This window comes from Glycomyces sambucus, from assembly GCF_900102815.1.
In the GTDB taxonomy this organism is placed as follows: domain Bacteria; phylum Actinomycetota; class Actinomycetes; order Mycobacteriales; family Micromonosporaceae; genus Glycomyces; species Glycomyces sambucus.
In genome coordinates this window covers 140,467-158,684 of record NZ_FNGF01000008.1, presented here as the reverse complement: position 1 = coordinate 158,684, position 18,218 = coordinate 140,467, and the positions used below count along the sequence as shown (strand labels likewise).

At 72.6% G+C, this 18,218-nt stretch carries 17 protein-coding genes and 1 tRNA gene; 10 read left to right on the top strand and 8 right to left on the bottom strand.

The genetic code is table 11. The features are described from left to right. Positions 1-43 precede the first annotated feature (43 nt). Complete coding sequence (locus BLS99_RS22555; RefSeq protein WP_091053983.1) at positions 44-1,258, bottom strand: arginine deiminase; 1,215 nt, start codon at positions 1,256-1,258, stop codon at positions 44-46. A 91-nt stretch (positions 1,259-1,349) separates the two neighbouring features. On the opposite strand from BLS99_RS22555, the gene BLS99_RS22550 reads away from it, so the two are divergent. Next, on the top strand, positions 1,350-1,811 hold the full coding sequence (locus BLS99_RS22550; RefSeq protein WP_091053982.1) for a hypothetical protein: 462 nt from the start codon (positions 1,350-1,352) through the stop codon (positions 1,809-1,811). 6 nt (positions 1,812-1,817) lie between these two features. Here the strand turns inward: BLS99_RS22550 and BLS99_RS22545 are convergent, their stop codons facing one another. Then, positions 1,818-3,758, bottom strand: coding sequence for a hypothetical protein (locus tag BLS99_RS22545; RefSeq protein ID WP_091053981.1), 1,941 nt, complete (start codon positions 3,756-3,758; stop codon positions 1,818-1,820). Positions 3,759-3,971: 213 nt separating this feature from the next. Here BLS99_RS22545 and BLS99_RS22540 point away from each other — a divergent pair, with 213 nt between their 5' ends. Next, positions 3,972-4,889 carry a hypothetical protein gene (locus tag BLS99_RS22540; RefSeq protein ID WP_143034914.1) on the top strand — a complete coding sequence of 306 codons (918 nt, stop codon included), beginning with the start codon at positions 3,972-3,974 and terminating at the stop codon, positions 4,887-4,889. Positions 4,890-4,968: 79 nt separating this feature from the next. Here BLS99_RS22540 and BLS99_RS26415 read toward each other — a convergent pair whose 3' ends face one another. After that, positions 4,969-5,145, bottom strand: coding sequence for a hypothetical protein (locus BLS99_RS26415; protein WP_176953487.1), 177 nt, complete (start codon positions 5,143-5,145; stop codon positions 4,969-4,971). A gap of 479 nt (positions 5,146-5,624) precedes the next feature. Between BLS99_RS26415 and BLS99_RS22535 the strand changes: the two genes are divergently transcribed. Both BLS99_RS22535 and BLS99_RS22530 read left to right on the top strand, forming a co-directional pair. Next, positions 5,625-6,596, top strand: a complete 972-nt coding sequence (locus BLS99_RS22535) for a serine hydrolase (protein ID WP_091053979.1) — start codon at positions 5,625-5,627, stop codon at positions 6,594-6,596. 30 nt (positions 6,597-6,626) lie between these two features. Next, positions 6,627-8,021: an FAD-binding oxidoreductase gene (locus tag BLS99_RS22530; protein WP_091053978.1), complete on the top strand. Its 1,395-nt coding sequence runs from the start codon at positions 6,627-6,629 to the stop codon at positions 8,019-8,021. Between the two features lie 349 nt (positions 8,022-8,370). Here BLS99_RS22530 and BLS99_RS22525 read toward each other — a convergent pair whose 3' ends face one another. Then, positions 8,371-9,225 (bottom strand): aminotransferase class IV, encoded by an 855-nt coding sequence (locus BLS99_RS22525; RefSeq protein WP_091053977.1) that lies wholly within the window; start codon positions 9,223-9,225, stop codon positions 8,371-8,373. 269 nt (positions 9,226-9,494) lie between these two features. Between BLS99_RS22525 and BLS99_RS22520 the strand changes: the two genes are divergently transcribed. The 6 genes from BLS99_RS22520 to BLS99_RS22495 all read left to right on the top strand — a co-directional run bounded on the left by BLS99_RS22520 (position 9,495) and on the right by BLS99_RS22495 (position 13,844). Then, positions 9,495-9,935 (top strand): Fur family transcriptional regulator, encoded by a 441-nt coding sequence (locus BLS99_RS22520; RefSeq protein ID WP_091053976.1) that lies wholly within the window; start codon positions 9,495-9,497, stop codon positions 9,933-9,935. Further along, entirely contained in the window at positions 9,932-10,990 is a 1,059-nt protein-coding gene (gene ygfZ, locus BLS99_RS22515) for a CAF17-like 4Fe-4S cluster assembly/insertion protein YgfZ (RefSeq protein WP_091053975.1), read from the top strand. The genes BLS99_RS22520 and ygfZ overlap by 4 nt, the downstream gene beginning before the upstream one ends. Positions 10,991-11,011: 21 nt before the next feature. Beyond that, positions 11,012-11,992 carry an asparaginase gene (locus BLS99_RS22510; protein ID WP_091053974.1) on the top strand — a complete coding sequence of 327 codons (981 nt, stop codon included), beginning with the start codon at positions 11,012-11,014 and terminating at the stop codon, positions 11,990-11,992. A 116-nt stretch (positions 11,993-12,108) separates the two neighbouring features. Further along, positions 12,109-12,191: transfer RNA gene (locus BLS99_RS22505), tRNA-Leu, on the top strand. Between the two features lie 176 nt (positions 12,192-12,367). Next, on the top strand, positions 12,368-12,988 hold the full coding sequence (locus BLS99_RS22500) for a bacterial proteasome activator family protein (protein ID WP_091053973.1): 621 nt from the start codon (positions 12,368-12,370) through the stop codon (positions 12,986-12,988). Positions 12,989-13,160: 172 nt separating this feature from the next. Beyond that, a complete protein-coding gene (locus BLS99_RS22495) occupies positions 13,161-13,844 on the top strand; it encodes a lysophospholipid acyltransferase family protein (RefSeq protein WP_218126799.1) in 684 nt (227 codons plus the stop codon). A 6-nt stretch (positions 13,845-13,850) separates the two neighbouring features. On the opposite strand, the gene BLS99_RS22490 is transcribed toward BLS99_RS22495, so the two are convergent. The 4 genes from BLS99_RS22490 to BLS99_RS22475 all read right to left on the bottom strand — a co-directional run bounded on the left by BLS99_RS22490 (position 13,851) and on the right by BLS99_RS22475 (position 17,940). Beyond that, the gene (locus tag BLS99_RS22490; protein ID WP_091053972.1) at positions 13,851-14,777 is read right to left on the bottom strand and encodes a peptidylprolyl isomerase; all 927 of its coding nucleotides are present in this window, start codon (positions 14,775-14,777) and stop codon (positions 13,851-13,853) included. Then, positions 14,726-16,078, bottom strand: a complete 1,353-nt coding sequence (locus BLS99_RS22485; RefSeq protein ID WP_091053971.1) for an MFS transporter — start codon at positions 16,076-16,078, stop codon at positions 14,726-14,728. Before BLS99_RS22485 ends, BLS99_RS22490 begins: the two co-directional genes overlap by 52 nt. Positions 16,079-16,160: 82 nt before the next feature. Continuing rightward, positions 16,161-17,231 carry an inositol-3-phosphate synthase gene (locus BLS99_RS22480; RefSeq protein ID WP_091053970.1) on the bottom strand — a complete coding sequence of 357 codons (1,071 nt, stop codon included), beginning with the start codon at positions 17,229-17,231 and terminating at the stop codon, positions 16,161-16,163. Beyond that, entirely contained in the window at positions 17,224-17,940 is a 717-nt protein-coding gene (locus BLS99_RS22475) for a PadR family transcriptional regulator (RefSeq protein WP_091053969.1), read from the bottom strand. The genes BLS99_RS22480 and BLS99_RS22475 overlap by 8 nt, the downstream gene beginning before the upstream one ends. Positions 17,941-18,218 lie beyond the last annotated feature (278 nt).

The window sequence follows — 18,218 nt, the reverse complement described above, 5'->3', positions numbered from 1 at the left end:
CCTTTCGAGCCAACGTATCCGATGCGGCCGACAGCCGCGCCGGTCAGTTCGCGAGGGTCTCTCGGCTGGTCGGGCAGGACATGCAGCGGGGGCCGCCGCGGCCGGAGCCGAGTTCGGAGCCGGGGATGGTGAGGACCTTGATCCCGGCGCGTTCGAGGCGGCCGTTGGTGACCGTGTTGCGCTCGTAAGCGACCGCGACGCCCGGCGAGAGGGCGAGGGTGTTGTTGCCGTCGTCCCACTGCTCGCGCTCGGCCGTCACCACGTCGCGCTCACCGGTGTGGACGATCTCGATGCGCTCCACCCCGATCGCGTCCGCGGCGGCGTCGAGGAAGCGGCGCGGGCCCTCGATCGCGATGCGGTCGCCGTCCGGGGTGATCGTGTACGACTCCAGGCGCTGGGCGGCCGGCGCGTAGATGACCATGCGGTCGCGGTCGACCATGGTGCACACCGTGTCCAGGTGCATCGTGGCGCGGCGCTGCGCGATCGGGACGGCCAGCACCGTGCGGATCGTGCCGCGCTCGAACACCTTGCGCGCCAAGCGCTCCACACCCGCGGGCGTGGTCCGCTCGCCGACGCCGACCGCGAGGACCCCCGGCGCCAGCGCCAGGACGTCGCCGCCTTCGAGGTGCTCCAGGGACGGGTCGTACAGCTTCGGCACGTCGGCGAAGCGCGGGTGGTGGTGGTAGACGATCCCGGTCAGCGTCGTCTCGCGGCGGCGGGCCGGCATCGCCAGGCTCGTGACGGCGACGGCGTCGCCGATCCACACCGACGAGTCGCGGGTGAACATCGTGTTCGGCAGCGGGTCGATGACGAACTCGGTCGCGCGCATCATCCGGTGCCGCAGGCTGCTCGACGGCCCGAACTCCTCCTTCGTCAGGCCCTCGATGAGGACCGCGGCGAGCCGCTCGGGCTCCAGCCCGGAGAGGTACGCGGCGAGTTCGCGGCCGAGGGTCTGGCCCAGGCGCGGGTCGGCGGCGACGCCGACGGTGACCGCCTCGCGGGCCTCGTCGAACTCGAGGCACTCGCGAAGCAGCGCACTGAGGTACAGGACCTCGACGCCGTGCTCGAGGAGCACCGCGGCGAACCGGTCGTGCTCCTCCTGGGCGCGCTCGACCCACGGGACCCCGTCGAACAGGAGGGCGCCGTTGTTGCGGGGCGTCAGGCGGCGGAGCTCGCCTCCGGGCCGGTGGAGCATGACGCTGCGAAGGCGCCCCACCTCCGAATCGACTCCGTATGCGGGCGCGGCATCAGCACTCATGGCCTGAGCGTAGACGCGCCGGGGACAGAGATCAACTTTTCTCTGTTAACGTGGACAGACTGAGCGTAACCACTACCCCCGGGACGCCCAATTGACGCAACTCGAACTGGTCATCCCGCTCCGCGCCTCCGCGCCCGGGCCCGATGGCAGGAGGCTCGACCCCGCGCTCGCCACCTGGCGCGCCGCGGTCGCCGCGAGCGCCGACGCCTGCATGCTGCTGGCGGCCGACACCCGCCTCGTCGCGATCTCCCGCGCCGCAAGGCAAGTGCTCGGCCTGCGCCCCGACGTGGAGCACCACACGCCCCGCTTCCTCGACGCGGGCCTGCGCTTCCTCGACTTCACCGCGGGCGCGCACCCGCTCGTGGACGCCGAGCTCGCGCGGCTCGCCCCCGTGCAGGCGCTCCAGACCGACGCCCTGGAGCGCAGCCTCATGCGCATCGAGCACCGCGGCGTGCACCGGACCTTCGACGTCACCGCCTCGCCGCTGCACTCCCCGCCGCGCCTCGACGCGATCGGGTCGCTGGCGTTCCTCACCCCGATCGGCCCGGCCTGATTCGGGCTACGGGTTGAGGTCGTAGACCGAGCTGTCGCCGACCCGCTGGACCTCCACGCCGAACGGCTCGATCCCCAGGTCCAGGCCCGACCCGGGCAGGACCACGACGGTCTCGATCCCCGCCTCGCGCAGCGCCTCGACGGCGTCGTCCGCGGGGAACGTCTCGGCCATCGAGCGCAGGCCCGCCTGCTCGTCCGGGGTGAACGCGGCGACGCCGTTGGCGACCTCCACGAACCCGTCGGTGCTCCAGTACTGGACCTTCGTGTCGCCACCGCCCGAGGGCAGGAACAGCACCGGCCCCTCCAGGGCGGCCATGTCGACCGGCGCCTCCGGGACCTCCACGTACGGCGCGACCGTCAGGCCCTCCCACAGGACCGGGACCAGCGGCAGGAACAGCAGCGCCTGGACCCGCCTGGGGGCCTTCACCTTCAGGCGCTTGTCGACGCGCGCGCGGTGCGCCACGTCGTCGGCCTCGTCGGCGAACCGCGTGAGCGTGCCCGCGGCCAGGACCGCGAGGATCAGCGTCAGGTAGATGACCAGGCGCCCGGGGGTGCGGATCGCGTCCCAGCCCGGCGCGTACTCGTACAGCGGCAGCCACGCCCACGACCCGTGGTCGAGGAAGTTGGGGCCCATGGCGATCGCGAAGACCAGCGCGCCGCCGAGGGCGAGCCACAGCCGCTGCCAGCCGGTCCAGCACGACCAGACCAGGCCCACGACCGCCAGCGCCGCGAGGGTGAAGCCGACCAGGAGCGCCTGCTCGGGCGCCCACGTCAGGTCGGCGCGGGCCGCCTCGTGCGCGGCCCCCCACAGGCGCGACTCCTCCGGGGAGATGATGAACGACTGCCAGGTGGGGCTGAACCACGAGATGTAGTCGACGTCGCGGACCGCCTCGGGGTACTCGCGGGCGACCACGGCGTGCCGGTCGGCGATCCACAGGACGCCGAGGCTGAAGACGACGCCGCCGACGCCGTTCGCGGCGATCGTCTGCCACTTCAGGCGCGGGCGCAGCACCAGCCAGTGCAGGCCGACGACGACGCCGGTGCCGAGCAGCAGGTACACGAACGGGATGCCGAGCCCGGCGCCGATCGAGAACTGCCACAGGGCGGTGAGCCATCCGGCGACGATCCAGCCGGGGCGCTGGCGCTCGGGCTTGAAGCCATGGCGCAGCGACCAGCCGTGCCCGCGCGCGAGCATGGCGAGCGCGAGGGCGATGCCGCCGCAGGAGAGGACCTGGAGGTGCCCGGCCTGGCCGAGTTTCCAAGGCGCGTAGGCGAACGCGGCGGCGGCGACGGCCGAGCCGGCGACGCGGGCGCCGAGCTGGCGCAGGAGCGCGTACGCGCCGAGGAACGCGAGGGCGAACGAGGCGATGTACAGGACGTTGTAGACGACGAGTGCGCTGGTGGGGCCGGTGGCGAAGAGCGCGAACGGCGCGTAGCCCAGGAGCGTGTCGGTGAACAGGTAGGCGTCGGTGAGGGGCCAGAAGCTGTTGGTGTCCCAGATGCCGCCCGGGTCGCCGCGGAGGGCGTGGCCGACCCAGCCGAGGATGTAGGTGAGCAGCAGCGGGTCGCCGGTGTCGTGGGGGATGACGTCGTCGAGGTCCTTGGCGAGGGGCCAGGTCATGCCGACGGCGAGGAGGGCGCTGAAGAGCCCGGCGAGGGTCCATTCGCTGCGGGCGGCGCGGGCGGCGAGGCCGCCGGCGGCGCGGAGGCGCCCGGGCGGTGCCGCGGCGGGGGACGGGGTCGCGCCGGAGGCGAAGCGCTGCCACCGCTCGTGGTCGTCGGGCTTCGCGTCGGGACCCGGCGCCGCGTCGGCCCCGCCGTCCGGGCCCGGTGCCGCGTCGGCGTCCGCTGCGGCCCGCGCTCCGGGCTCGGGGGACGGCGCGGCGTCCTCGGGCTCGCGACCGTCGCCGCGGTCGGGCTGGGTGGAGTCGGGCTCGGTGATCACCATGGGGTTCCCGCGGTCTCGCTCGGTGCTGTCTCAGGGCACATCCTACGGACGGCCGCGCCGCGGCGGTCGGGCGCATGCAGCGGGCCGGCGAATCGGGCGGGGCCCGGGCCGTCACCTTTCGGCCGCCGGTTCGTTGAACGGGGTTGAGACCTGATTCCCGCGGTGGACCGGGTCCGCACCCACAGACGAAATCGCGGTTGGAGAGACGCAGGCATGGGAAGACACACCACGAAGCTCGGTCACCAGTCCCGGGCCCAGACGCGTCCTCCGCTGCCGTACCCGGTGAACGACGGCCGGATCGCCCCGGCGATCCAGGCGGCGATGGACCGGCGCTCGCAGCGCCGCCGCTCGCGCCTGGCGGCGCTCTCGGCCGCGGCGGTGCTCGCGGCGGGCGGCGCGGCCGGGATGAGCATGGCCACGGCCGAGGAGCCCGAGGCGGGCACCGGCAGCGAGATCGTCTTCAGCGGCGACTGCGGCACGCTCGGTCTGCTGTCGGCGTCGTCGACGCCCGACGCGGGCGACCTGACGGTGGAGTCGGGTTCGCAGGTGCGGTACACGAACGAGCTGGGCGCGAACGCCGAGCTGCACGTCGGCGACGAGGTCTACGACATCGCGGACGGCTCGACGCAGGTGTTCGAGATGAACCGCTCGGCCGAGGTCGCGATGGTCCCGCAGTGCCACGGCCTGTTCGCCGAGTACGACTCGGCCCAGGTGCACGTGGTCGAGGCGCAGGCCGACGAGAACGACGAGTCCGGCACCGAGGAGGAGCCCGACTCCCACGACCTGCCCGCCCCCGAGGACGAGGACGAGGACCAGGGCGAGGACGCCGGGGACTCCGGTGCCGAGGGCGCCGCCGACGGCGACAACGCCGCGGCCCAGCAGGGCCCCGACGAGGAACTGCCGTCCCAGGACGCGGCCGAGGTACCCGTCGAGGACGAGGTGAACGCGTTCGGCGAGCCCGGTGCCGACGACGCGTTCGACCCGGCCGCGGAGGAAGAGGTCGTCGCGGTCGACCCGAAGGCCGTGGCGGACGGCGCGAACGGGCTGCTGGCCCTGGTCGCGATCATCTGCCTGGTCGGCGTCGCCGCCGCGGTGACGCGCACCCTCCTCAAGCAGCGGGCGACGGCATGACGGCCGTCGCCTTGAAGGCCCCGGCGCCGCAGCAGGCCGCCGCGTCCGGTTCCGCGCACGGCTCGTCCGCCAGGCAGGTCTACGGGGCGTCCGCGTCGCCGTGGACGCCGAGCGGGCGGGTGCGGAACCGCCGCGACCGCCAGCGCGCGGCCCGGTGTTTCACCGGCCCCGAACCGGCCCGCCGCACCAGGCGGCCGGAGCCGTCGAAGGCCCCGCCTTCGCCGGCGCTGCCCTCCGGGCAGTCGAGGCGCGGCACGGTGGAGTCTCCGTGAGGCACTGCGGCTCGGGCACTCGTTGATGGTCATTTCCTCCCCAGGTCCCACTGCGAACGCCCGGACCAGTGCCTCACGGCCCGCTTCGACCCGCGCGGCCCGGCACCGCCGGACACGGCCTTGAACACCGAGTCTTGGAACACCGAGTCGTGAACACCGAGTCCTGGAACACCGACTCGCCCGCAGCGCCCGCCTTCCGGCGGGCGCTTCGTCGTGCCGTGTCCGGTTCGCGGCGGCACCGGCGGGGCCGCCGTGACGAGGGACGCTGGCCGCGCGGGCCGCGGCGAGCGATCATTGAAGGCCCGGTCCGGGGGACCGGGGGGCCGGCGGCGGGCGCACGCACCGATGCGCAACCGTTACGGAACTCGCGGATGACCCTGCTTGTGGTCGCGCGTGCGGCTGCTTTAGCGTGGGCCGCAGCAACTCGTCCTCCCCCGCCTTTTTGCAGAGTCAGGTTCCCACTGTGACCTCCAAACACGCCTCCTCCCGGCGGCTCTGGCCCTACCTCGCCGTCCCCGGCATCGCCGTGATCGTCGCGGCGGTGATCTTCGTCGTGAGCACCGGCCGGGACGACGGCGGCGCCGGCGGCTCCTCCGACGAGAGCCTGCCGGGCTCCCAGGCCGAGGACCTGTCGAGCTCCTCGCTCCAGCCCTCCGACGAGGAGCTGCGCGAGGCCGCGCAGGCCCAGCTCCAGACCGCGCTCGACGAGGCCGTCGCCGCGTACATGGAGGAGGAGGACGACGAGAACTTCTACGCCGCGGTCGCCGTGGACGACGGCGAGTTCCGCCTCGACTACGACGGCGAGACCCAGTACGACACGGCGTCGGTGGTGAAGGTCGAGATCCTCACGATGCTGCTCAAGGAGTACGGGACCCTCGACCAGGTCCCCGGCTGGCTGATGGACGCGGCCGAGCTGATGATCCGCGAGTCCGACAACGACGCGACGAACGACGTCCTCTACGGCGGGACCTTCGACGACGGGCACGCCGCGATCCGCCAGGCGCACATCGACTTCGGGCTGGAGAACACCAACCCGAACGAGACCGAGCAGTGGGGCAAGACCCAGACGACGGCCCTCGACCAGCTGCGGGTGCTGGAGATCGCGCTGTACGAGGACGCGGGCGTCCTCGACGCCGAGCAGACCGAGTACGCGCGCTCGCTCATGGGCGACCTCGCCGGCTTCCAGCAGTGGGGCGTCTCGGCCGCCGCCGCCGAGGGCGAGACCGTGTGGATGAAGAACGGCTGGGACACGCGCGACGTCATGGGCGGCGAGTGGGTCGTCAACTCCATCGGCGTGGTCGCCGGGGACACCGAGGCCCCCATCGAGATCGCGATCCTCACCGGCGGTTCGGCCTCCCAGGAGGAGGGCATCGAGCGGGTCGAGGCGCTCGCCGAGATCGTCCGCGGGATCGTCGACACCGACCCGTACGCGTAGGGCCCGTGCGCCGCGAGTGACAATCGCAGCATGAGCCGTTCCGCCGACACCGCAGCCGCCGCCCGCACCGACGCCCTCGTCAACGCGCTGACCGAGGCGGGCCTGGCGCCCGTCACCGACCCGGACGTGCTGGCCGCGCACTCGCAGGACCACGCCGGCCTCGTCCCTGCCGGGCGGGCCGCCGCACTGGTGCGGGCCCGCTCGACCGCGGAGGTGAGCGCGGCGGTGCGGATCGCGGCGGAGCTCGCGGCGCCGGTGGTGCCCCAGGGGGCCCGGACGGGCCTGGCGGGCGCGGCGACCGCGGTCGACGGGGCGCTGCTGCTCGACGTGTCGGGCATGGACCGGATCATCGAGGTCGACCCCGTGGACCGGCTCGCGGTGGTCCAGCCCGGCGTGCTCAACGCCGCGATCTCCCAGGCCGCCAAGGACTTCGGGCTGCGCTACAGCCCCGACCCCGGCTCGTGGCTGATCTCCACGATCGGCGGGAACATCGCGACCGCCGCGGGCGGGATGTGCTGCGTCAAGTACGGGACGACCCCCGAGTACGTGCTCGCCCTCGAAGTGGTGCTCGCCTCGGGCGAGGTCATGCGCTGCGGACGGCGGACCGCGAAGGGCGTCGCCGGGTACGACCTGGTGCGGCTGTTCTGCGGTTCGGAGGGGACGCTGGGGATCGTCACCGAGGCGACGGTGAAGCTCTCACCCGTTCCGGCGCAGCGGCTCACGCTCGCCGCGGTCTTCGACACGACCGCCGACGCCGGGCGCGCCGTCACCGCGATCATGGCCGCGGGGAAGCAGCCCTCCCTGCTCGAACTCATCGACAACGTGCACCTGCGGGCCCTGGAGGCGCTGCGGCCCATGGGACTGCCGACCGAGGCGGCCGCGCTGCTGCTGGTCGCCGCCGACGCCGACCCCGAGCACGAGCTCGTCGCGATCGAACAGCTGTGCACCGCTGCGGGCGCGGTCGAGGTGTTCCGGGCGACCGACGCCGAGGAGGCCGACGCGCTCCTGGAGTCGCGCCGGAACGCCTACCACGCCATGGAGAAGCTGGGGACGGTGCTCGTCGACGACGTCGCGGTCCCGCGCGCCCGGCTGGCCGAGGCCCTCGACGGCGTGCAGGCCGCGGCCGAGCGGCACGGGGTCGTCATCGGCGTCATCGCCCATGCGGGGGACGGGAACCTGCACCCGAACATCATCGTGCACCCCGACGTCCCGGGTTCGCTCGAAGCGGGGCGCGCGGCGTTCGACGAGATCCTGGAGATGGCGCTCGCCATGGGCGGCACCATCACCGGCGAGCACGGGGTGGGAATGCTCAAGCGCGATTGGCTGGCGAAGGAGGTCGACCCGGTGAATCTCGCGGTGCAGCGGCGGCTGAAAGCGGCCATGGACCCGCTCGGGATCCTCAATCCGGGGAAGGTGCTCGCCTGAAGTGCGGGCCCGATCGGGAACGGCGTCTTCGCTGGCGGCACCGCGGTACGACTGGCGCCGATACGGTTTCGTGTCGGTCCTGTGACATGTTAATGGGGCCGCAGCGCTTGCCCATTCGCTGCGGCCCCGATAAAGTGGAGGAGCTCCACTTTTCATTGGCACCGGTAGGGCTGTGCCCGATTGCCCTTACCGGCTTTGTGCCCCCGGATTGTTCCGTGCCTCCCGGAAGACTGCCCATGTCCGTCCGTTCGGCTTGTCGGCGTGACCGGAACACTCATTACTATGAGGACCGTCTCTGAGCGGAGCCTGTGGCGAGCCTGGGAAGAACCTGGGAAACGATGCCCAACCGTTACGAAGGCACCTCGAATCCGGCGAGTTTGTCCAGCTCAGCCGTGATGTCCGGCCGCTGCGCGACGGGCTCGCCGTCGATCTGAGTGATGAAGGCCACACCTCGGACGGAGGAGCTGAGCCACGCCGCCTCCGCGTTCTTCAAGTCCCCCACCGCGATCAGCTTCTCGCCGGTCTTCAGACCCGCCTTCGGCGCCTGCTCCAGCAGGTACGCGCTCGTGGTCCCCGGGAGGATCCCCGCCGAGCTCGGCGTCGTGAACACCGTGTCCCCCTCCAGCCACAGCAGCGAGGAGGTCGGGCCCTCCAGCGCGAAGCCGTCGGCCGAGACCCACAGTGCGTCGTCGGCGCCCTGGGTCTTCGCCCAGCGGGTCACCGCCATCATCGACGCGTACGAGAGCGCCTTGACCCCGCCTAGAAGCCACGGGGCGTCGCCCCGCGCATCGGCATTCACCCCCAGGGTCGCCGTGGCGATCCGCAGGCCGTCCCGGCGCGGCAGGATGCGCTCGCGCGGCACGGGGTCGACCGTGGCGTAGACCGTGGGCGGCCCGCCGGCCTCGCGGCCGCGCGTGGCGACCAGGCGCAGCGCGCCCTCGCCCTGGGCCCGCTCGCGCCAGGCGACCAGGGCCTGCTCGGCGAGCTCGGCCAGCTCGGCCTTCGCGGGGAGCTCGAACTCCATGCGGCGCGCGGAGTTCGCCATCCGGTCGAGGTGCTCCGAGAGCAGGAACGCGGCGCCGCCGCGGACGTTGATCGTCTCGAAGACGCCGTCGCCCCGGAGGACCCCGAGGTCGTCGGCGCACAGGAGCGGCGCGTCGGAGTCGACGACGCCGCGGTGCAGTACTGCGGTTACTAGTGCCATGCGCTCATTGTGCTCCCCGCCGCGGCGCCCGCACCGCGAGGCGCGGCACCCCGCCGGGCGGACCCGCGGGCGGACCGGCGCGCCCGGGCCGCCGCGGCGACGGCGGCCGGGGAGTGAACGCGAGGCCGAAGGAGGTGGTTCCGTCCCGAACCCCCACCCACCCCGGGGAACATAGCGGCCATCATGTCGCGGGGGTCCGACAGGAACCGGCCCCCCGCCCGGCCATGTCACCCGGACGGGTCACGTGATCCGCGCAGTACCATGCACACATGCCCACCGAAGCCGAGGCCGAGACCGAACTGGCCGCGGTGCTGCGCTCCAGGGGCCTGCGCATGACCGCGCAGCGGCAGCTGGTCCTGGAGGCGGTCCGCGCCCTCGGGCACGCGACCCCCGAGCGCATCCACGAGCGGATCCGCGGGCAGGTCGAAGGCGTGAACATCACCACCGTCTACCGCACCCTCGACCTCCTCGAAGAACTCCAGCTGGTCTCGCACACCCACCTCTCCCACGGCGCCCCCACCTACCACCTGTCCGGCGACCGCGGCCACGCCCACCTGGTGTGCCACCGCTGCGGCCGGATCACCGAAGTCGACCCCACGATGTTCGCGGGCGTGCGCAGGGAGGTCGCCGACGCCACCGGGTTCGTCATGGACGTCGGCCACGTCGCCCTGTTCGGGACCTGCGCCGAATGCCTGGAGAAGCACGCATGACCGAGAACGCACCGTCCCCGCTCCTGAGCGCCCCCGGCGCCGTCGCCACCGCCGAGGGCCGCACCGCCTGGCACTACGGCGGGCCGCTCACCGAGCAGCGGGCCGCGGTCGAGACCGGCGCGCTCTTCGACCGCTCCGACCGCGACGTCCTCTCCGTCACCGGCGAGGCCCGCCTCACCTGGCTGCACTCGCTCTCCACCCAGCACCTCACCAGCCTCAAGCCCCACGAGGGCACCGAGACGCTCATCCTCTCCCCGACCGGCCGCGTCGAGCACCACGCGAACGTCTACGACGACGGGGCCACCACCTGGCTCGACACCGAGCCCGGCCGCGGCGAGGCGCTCCTGAAGTACCTGGAGCTCATGAAGTTCCGCACCGAGGTCGACCTCCGCGACGAGACCGCCGGCTGGGCCCTGTTCTCCTTCACCGGGATCGCCCGCGCCGCCGACGACGCCCCCGTCGTCCAGCCCGTGCCGATCGCGAAGTTCGCCTCCAAGGACCTCCTCGCCGTCCCCACCGCCGTGTACCCGGGCGGCCCGTTCCAGGAGGCCGCGGGCTGGACCCGCCGCACCGACGCCCTCGGCGTCCCCACCTTCGACGTCCTCGTCCCCCGCGGCGCCCTCGCCGAGGCGGCCGAGGGCGCGGGCGCCGCCCTCGCCGGCACCTGGGCGTGGGACGCCCTGCGCATCGCCGCCAAGCTGCCGCGCTTCGGGATCGACACCGACGAGAAGACCGTCCCGCACGAGGTCCCGCACTGGCTCGCCGCCGCCGTCCACCTCGACAAGGGCTGCTACCGCGGGCAGGAGACCGTCGCGAAGGTCCACCACCTCGGCCAGCCGCCGCGGCGCCTCGTCATGCTCCACCTCGACGGCACCGACGAGCACCCGCCCGCCCACGGCACCCCGATCAGCCTGGGCGACAAGGAGGTCGGCACGATCGGCACCGCCGTGCTCCACCACGAGCTGGGCCAGATCGCGCTCGCCACCGTCAAACGCTCCGCCGTCGCCGAACCGGACGTGCGCCTCATCACGGGCGATCAGGCCGCGAGTCTCTAGCCGCCCGGCTAGCCTCGCAGTATGAGTGCTTCGTACCGCGGCGGCGAGCCCGTCGCCCAAGTCGTCAGGTCCGGATTCGCCGAGAGCCTCCACCGGGGCAGCGTGGCCGTGACCGACCCCGCGGGCGCCCTCGCCGCCGCGATCGGCGACGCGGACTCGCCCGTGTTCCCCCGCTCCTCCAACAAGCCCATGCAGGCCCTCGCCATGCTCCGCGCCGGCTGGGAGCCCGCCACCGAGGCCGACCTCGCCATCGCCGCCGCCAGCCACCGCGGCGAGCCGTTCCACATCGAACGGGCCCGCTCCGTCCTCGCCCACGCCGGCCTCGGCGAGGAGCACCTGCTGTGCCCGCCCGACCTGCCCGGCGACCCGGACGCCCGCAACGCCGTCGTCGCCGCTGACGGCCCCGAACCCAAGCGCGTCTACATGAACTGCTCCGGCAAGCACTCCGGGATGCTCGCCGCCTGCGCCGCCGCCGGCTGGGACCTCGCCACCTACCGCGACCCCGAGCACCCGCTCCAGGCGCTCATCACCGCCACCGTCGAGGAACTCACCGGCGAGACGGTCGAGCACGTCGGCGTCGACGGCTGCGGCGCGCCCGTCCTCGCCGTCTCCCTCACCGGCATCGCCCGCGCCTTCGGCCGCTTCGTCGAAGCACCCGAGGGGACCCCCGAGCGGCGCGTCGCCGACGCCATGCGCGCCCACCCCCGCCTCGTCGACGGCACCCACGGACCCGACAACCGGTCCATGACCGCCCTCCCCGGCCTCCTCGCCAAAGGCGGCGCCGAAGGCTTCCACGTCGTCGCCGCACCCGGCGTCGGCGCGGTCGCCGTCAAGATCGACGACGGCGGCGGCCGCGCCTCCATGCCCGTCGCCCTCCGCGCCCTCACCACCATCGCCGGCCTCGACGTCCCGCTCTCGGCCAAACCCGAGTTCGACGCCCTCACCTGGCCCGAGGTCCTCGGCGGCGGCGAACCCGTCGGCCGCGTCCGCACCCTCCTGTAGTGGCCCCGGCCTCAACGGGGGCAATACCCCGTTGAGCCGCAATCCGGCAGCGGGGTAGTATCGTGCGGTCGGCCGAGCCGACCGAGCGAGCGGTGATCGAGCATCACCACCCGCTGGCGCGAGTGGCGGAATGGCAGACGCGCTGGCTTCAGGTGCCAGTGTCCGCAAGGACGTGGGGGTTCAAGTCCCCCCTCGCGCACAGGCAAGGGCCCGATGGTTTCGACCACCGGGCCCTTTCGCTGTACACGGCCCGCGCGGCCCCGAGGGACGGCCCGGAGGGATGGCGCGAGCGGGAACACCCCCGGGTGATCCCGCGTTAGGCTCGAAGCAAGGGAACGGAACCACCATCGACACGACTGTGGGGTCAATGCGAGCATGAGCGACGCGAACACCGAGCCGGACCGGGACGAGCAGGGGAACGACGACGAACTCCTCATCGTCGACGCCGAAGGCAACCCGGTCGCCACCGCCAAAGCCGCCGCCGCGCCCGACCCCGAGGACGGCGGCGACGACGCCTACGAGACCGACCCGACCCGCCTCGTCCACGAGCCCGCCAAGGTCATGCGCGTCGGCTCCATGATCAAGCAGCTCCTCGAAGAGGTCCGCGCCGCCGACCTCGACGACAAGGGCCGCCAGCGCCTGCGCGACATCCACGCCCGGTCCATAGCCGAACTCGAGTCCGGGCTCGCCCCCGAGCTCCGCGACGAGCTGGAGCGGCTGTCCCTGCCGTTCAGCGCCGACGAGATCCCCACCGAGGCCGAGCTGCGCATCGCGCAGGCCCAGCTCGTGGGCTGGCTCGAAGGGCTCTTCCACGGCATCCAGGCGGCGCTCGTCGCCCAGCAGATGGCCGCCCGGCTCCAGCTCGACCAGATGCGCGGCGGCGACATCAAGGCCCTGCCCGCCGGGAGCGAGCTCCCGCCGCAGCTGAGGGCCGTCATGGCCGAGCGCGCCGCGCGCGGCGACGACCGCGACCACCCGCCCGGCCAGTACCTGTAGCGGAGGCACAGGCCGCAGCCGCGGCGAATGCCATAGACTCGGCCCTGCCTTCCTGGCGGGGCCGCTGTGGTCTTCTGGGATCCGACGGCTCGCGGGTTTCGCCTTCGGCGGTTCGCGAGCCATAATTGTGCCGACCCGTCCCTAGGGTGAGACCACTGGAGAGCTGAACACGGTGCTGTACAGGACGCTGCAATGGACGGCCGCGCCGGCCGTCAAACTGATCTACAGGCCATGGATCGACGGGAAAGAGAACATCCCCGAGACCGGGCCGGTGATCCTGGCGTCGAACCACCTCTCCGTCGCCGACCACTACTTCCTGGGCCTGACCACCAAGCGGCACATCGCGACCATGGCGAAGATCGAGTACTTCACCGGCGCGGGCCTCAAGGGCAAGCTCATCTCCTCCACGGTCAAGGCCCTCGGGCAGGTGGCCGTGGACCGCTCGGGCGGGCGCAAGAGCGCCTCGGCCCTGGAGCCGTCGCTGGAGGTGCTGGAGGAGGGCCGGGTGTTCGCGATCTTCCCGGAGGGGACGCGCTCGCCGGACGGGCGCCTCTACCGGGGCAAGCCCGGGGTGGCGCGGCTGGCGCTGGCGTCGGGGGCGCCGGTGGTGCCGGTGGGGCTCATCGGGACGGAGAAGGTGCTGCCGATCGGAGAGTCGCGGCCGCGGGTGGCGCCGGTGGGCGTGCGCGTGGGCCGGCCGCTGGACTTCACGCGGTACCGGGGCATGGAGAACGACCGGGTGGTGATCCGGGCGGTGACCGACGAGGTCATGGACGCGATCCGGCGCCTGACGGGCCAGGAGTACGTCGACAAGTACGCCAAGCGGAACACGCCCGGCAAGGAGAGCGAGGACTAGTCGCCCTCAGCTCGTGGGACCGTCGGTCGGCGTCGCCGTGCCAGTGGCCGTGGCCGTGGCGGTGGGGTTCCCGGTGGGCGTCCCGGTCTGCGCGGGCGTGGTGAACTCGCCCACGGTGTCGGGTCCGGTCGGCAGGTCGGTGAGCTCGCTGACGGTGATCCCCCACACCTCGACGGGGACGGGCGGGGCGCCGTCGTACTCGACGGTCTCCGAGAGCGCCGCGATCTGGTCGAGGACCTCGAAGCCGTCGACGATCCCGCCGATGACGCTGACGCCCGCGGTGGGCACGGCGGCGCCGCGGACGAGCGCGAAGGCGCTGCCCGCGCGGCCCCGCTCGTCGGTGACGAGCGCGAGCACGTCGGCGACGTCGTTGCCCTCCATGCCGGTCTCGGCCTGGAACCGCCAGCCCGGTCCGTAGGAGGCGTCGCCGTCCTCGGCGCCTTCGCGTCCGGGGCTGCCGCAGCGCAGGACCGCGGTCGGGTCGTGCGGCTGGGTGGTGAGCCGGTCGCACTGGTGCGAGGTGTAGAAGCCGGTGGCGGACAGGTGCGTGAACGCGTCGACGCCGCACGGGGCGAGGTCGCCCCAGAGCATGACGGCGATCTCGCCGTAGTTCGTCTCGATGGCCGCGAGGGACCGCTCGGGCGGGGCGGCGGGCACGAGCGGGTCGGCGCCGCCGCCGGTGTCGTCGGCCTCGGTGATGTTGCAGCGCTCGGAGATCACCTCGCCGGTGTCGCCGCCCTCGCCGTCGCCGTCGCGGAAGGCGAGCCAGGCGACGGCCGCGATCGAGCCGGCGGTGAGGAGGACCGCGCCGAGCCCGGCGAGGCCGCGCTTCCAGCCGCTGCCGCGCTCCCAGGGGGGCGTGGACCGGAAGGGGCTGGAGGCTACCGGCTCGTGCTCGGTCTCGGCTCCGTGGTCGGGGCGGCTGGGCTCCATGACTCAGCATCGTACGGGGCGTCGTCTCGTGCGAGGTAGGCGTATCCGACGCAGATCAGGCCGTAGGAGACGGCGACGGCGACGAGGGTGCCGGGCGCGTAGCCGTCGGTCGGGACGACGAGGGCGGCGGCGAACAGGCCCGCGAGGTAGCCGACGTTGTAGACGGTGTCGTTGACGGAGAACACGCGGCCGCGGTAGGCGTCCTCGACGCCGCGCTGGATGCTCGTGTCGACGGTGATCTTGACGCCCTGGGCGGCGATGTTCACCAGCAGGACGGCGACGGCGAACATGACCGGGACCATGGTCCCGGCGAGGCCGGCGCCGACGACGGCGCACAGGGCCATGAGGACGACGACCCAGTTGCGGGGGCCCCACACGCGGGTGGCGCGGGGGGTGACGATCGCGGCGGCGAGGACGCCGACGTTCCCGAGGATCGCCAGGACCAGCAGCCAGGTGATGGTGGTGGTGCGGGCGGGGTCGGACTCGACGTCCCAGAAGAAGCCCATGAACAGGGCGATCGCGACGATGAACACGATGCCGTACAGGAACCGGTGGAGCCCTTGGACGGCCATGGCGAGGGCCGGGCCGCGGCGCCGCCCGAGGTAGCGGAACCCGGCGATCATCCCGGCGGTGGTGGCGGCGACGCCGCGCCACAGGCCGCCGGGTGCGGCCTCGTCCTCGGTGGGGCCCAGGGCGTTCCGCTTGAACGTGGCCCACAGGACCAGCGCGGAGGCGAGGTAGCCGACGCCGGCGGCGAGCGCGAGCACGGAGTAGGAGACGTTCGAGTCGACGAGCTTGGCGACGCCGGTGGTGGCCAGGCCCAGGCCGTAGGCGAGGGCGCCGAGGGTCGAGGCGAGCGAGTTCGCGGTCACGAGGTCCCCGGCGGGGACGACCTGCGGGTGGGTGGCGCCGAGTCCGGCGAGCACGAACCGGTTCGCGGCCAGGACGACCATGGCGCACAGGATCCAGGTCCAGTTGAAGCCGCCGGGCAGCGTCAGGCAGATGACGACCATGAGGGCGGCGCGCAGGAGGTTGGCGCCGCCGATGAGGTTGCGGCGGCTGAACCGGTCGAGGACGGTGCCGACGTACGGGCCGAGCAGCGAGTAGGGGCCCAGGAGGAGCGCGACCGCGGCGGCGTACTGGAACGGGTCGTTCTCGCCGACCGCGGGGTTGAAGAACACCGACAGCGCCAGGGACGCCTGGAACATGCCGTCGGCGGCCTGGGAGGTGAGTCGCACCGCCAGCAGGTGCCGGAACCGGCGGTTGCCGGCGAGGTTGCGAACGTGGCCGTCGGTGCGCATGGCCGAAGACTATCTCCCTAGAACACGAAGGGGGACTCCGATGTTCGAATCGGAGCCCCCGTTGCGAGACGGATTCGCGGCGCTACCGGCCCGCGATGAAGTCCTCGACCGAGAGGCGGGCCTCCTCGTCGGAGAACTGCTTCGCCGGCGACTTCATGAAGTAGCTCGACGCCGACTCCACCGGGCCGCCCTGGCCGCGGTCCATGGCGATCTTCGCGGCGCGGACCGCGTCGATGATGACGCCCGCCGAGTTCGGGGAGTCCCACACCTCGAGCTTCAGCTCGGCGTTCAGCGGCACGTCGCCGAAGGTGGTGCCCTCCAGGCGGATGTACGCCCACTTGCGGTCGGTCAGCCACGGCACGTGGTCCGACGGGCCGATGTGGACGTCCGCGCCGAGCATCTCGTGGGGGATCTGCGAGGTCACCGACTGGGTCTTGGAGATCTTCTTCGACTTCAGGCGGGTGCGCTCCAGCATGTTCATGAAGTCCATGTTGCCGCCGAAGTTCAACTGGTAGGTGCGGTCGAGCCGCACGCCCCGGTCCTCGAACAGCTTCGCCAGCACGCGGTGCACGATGGTGGCGCCCACCTGCGACTTGATGTCGTCGCCGACGATCGGGATGCCGGCGTCGGTGAACTTCTGGGCCCATTCGGGGTCGGAGGCGATGAACACGGGGAGGGCGTTCACGAACGCGCAGCCCGCGTCGATCGACGCCTGCGCGTAGAACTTCGCGGCCTGCTCGGAACCGACCGGCAGGTAGCACACCACCACGTCGGCCTTCGCCGCCTTCAGGGCCGCGACGACGTCGACGGGCTCCTCGGAGGACTCGGTGACCATCTCGGTGTAGTACTGGCCCAAGCCGTCGTGGGTCGGGCCCCGCAGGACGGGGATGCCGGTCGGGGGCACTTCGGCGAACTGGATGGTGTTGTTCTCCGAGGCGTTGATCGCACTGGCCAGGTCCTCGCCGACCTTCTTCGCGTCCACGTCGAAAGCGGCGACGAACTCGATGTCGTTCACGTGGTAGTCGCCGAACTGGACGTGCATGAGGCCGGGCACCCGGTCCTCGGGCGCGGCGTCGCGGTAGTACTCGACGCCTTGGACCAGCGAAGAGGCGCAGTTGCCCACGCCGACAATGGCTACGCGCAGCTTACCCATCGCGCATGCCTCCTTCTTTGCCTTGTTTATTTGGGTCTCCGGCACTCGCAGCCGGATCGGGTGTTCCCTGTTCCGGGAGCGCGCTGGGCCCTCCCGGTCCGGCGACGGGATCGCCGAAGTCGTGGTGCGGCCGCGGGCGGCGGCCCTCCTCGGACGCGATGAGCTCGTTGAGCCACCGCACCTCGCGCTCGGCGGTTTCCAGGCCGTGGCGCTGCAGTTCGAGTCCGTAGGCGTCGAGCCGCTCGGCGGTGCGGGCCAGCGCCTCGCGGATGCGCTCGCGGCGCTCCTCCACGCGGCGGCGGCGCGCCTCGAGGATCCGCAGGCGGGTGGCCGGGTCGGTCCGCGAGAAGAAGGCGAAGTGCACCCCGAACAGGGCCTCGTCGGCGGACTCGGGGCCCGCGTCGGCCATGAGCTGCGCGAAGTGCTCTTTGCCTTCAGGTGTGAGCCGGTAGACCTTTCGCGCGCGACGGCCGCTGAGCAGCGGTTTCTCCGCCGCGCCGCGCGCCGGGGCGGTCTTGGGGTCCGCGGCGCCCGCCGGGGCCTCCTCGACGATGAGGCCGCGCAGGCGCATGCGCTTGAGCGTCGGGTACAGCGAACCGTAGCTGAACGCCGCCCGGATCGCCCCCAGCAGCGCCAGGAGGCGTTTGCGCAGCTCGTAGCCGTGCATCGGGGACTCGTGCAAGAGCCCCAGAATCGCCAGCTCCAACATCCCGTCCCTCCCTTCACACGGCGATCTAACTGCTCGATGTATCGGACCGATACATCTCGGTAACCATAACCGCAGGTGCAAATCACGTCAAGACTCGGGTCCGCGCCCTGTTCAGAGGCCCACTGTTCCGATAGGCTCGGCCCCACGATGCGATCTAGCAGAGTCCTCTCAGATTCGGTGTGCGAAACTGCGAGACGACCGGCCACCCCCCATGCCGGAAGTAGACCTTTGCGAATGCCGGTCCGCCGGAGCGCCCCCCGCGGGGCGCCACCCTTCCG

Coding starts and splice junctions, on each gene's coding strand:
- BLS99_RS22485 (WP_091053971.1), bottom strand. CDS start 16,078: ATGCGCACCGACGGCCACGTTCGCAACCTCGCCGGCAACCGCCGGTTC.
- BLS99_RS22490 (WP_091053972.1), bottom strand. CDS start 14,777: ATGGAGCCCAGCCGCCCCGACCACGGAGCCGAGACCGAGCACGAGCCG.
- BLS99_RS22530 (WP_091053978.1), top strand. CDS start 6,627: ATGAGCCGTTCCGCCGACACCGCAGCCGCCGCCCGCACCGACGCCCTC.
- BLS99_RS22510 (WP_091053974.1), top strand. CDS start 11,012: ATGAGTGCTTCGTACCGCGGCGGCGAGCCCGTCGCCCAAGTCGTCAGG.
- BLS99_RS22555 (WP_091053983.1), bottom strand. CDS start 1,258: ATGAGTGCTGATGCCGCGCCCGCATACGGAGTCGATTCGGAGGTGGGG.
- BLS99_RS22500 (WP_091053973.1), top strand. CDS start 12,368: ATGAGCGACGCGAACACCGAGCCGGACCGGGACGAGCAGGGGAACGAC.
- BLS99_RS22545 (WP_091053981.1), bottom strand. CDS start 3,758: ATGGTGATCACCGAGCCCGACTCCACCCAGCCCGACCGCGGCGACGGT.
- BLS99_RS22525 (WP_091053977.1), bottom strand. CDS start 9,225: ATGGCACTAGTAACCGCAGTACTGCACCGCGGCGTCGTCGACTCCGAC.
- ygfZ (WP_091053975.1), top strand. CDS start 9,932: ATGACCGAGAACGCACCGTCCCCGCTCCTGAGCGCCCCCGGCGCCGTC.
- BLS99_RS22520 (WP_091053976.1), top strand. CDS start 9,495: ATGCCCACCGAAGCCGAGGCCGAGACCGAACTGGCCGCGGTGCTGCGC.
- BLS99_RS22480 (WP_091053970.1), bottom strand. CDS start 17,231: ATGGGTAAGCTGCGCGTAGCCATTGTCGGCGTGGGCAACTGCGCCTCT.
- BLS99_RS22540 (WP_143034914.1), top strand. CDS start 3,972: ATGGGAAGACACACCACGAAGCTCGGTCACCAGTCCCGGGCCCAGACG.
- BLS99_RS22475 (WP_091053969.1), bottom strand. CDS start 17,940: ATGTTGGAGCTGGCGATTCTGGGGCTCTTGCACGAGTCCCCGATGCAC.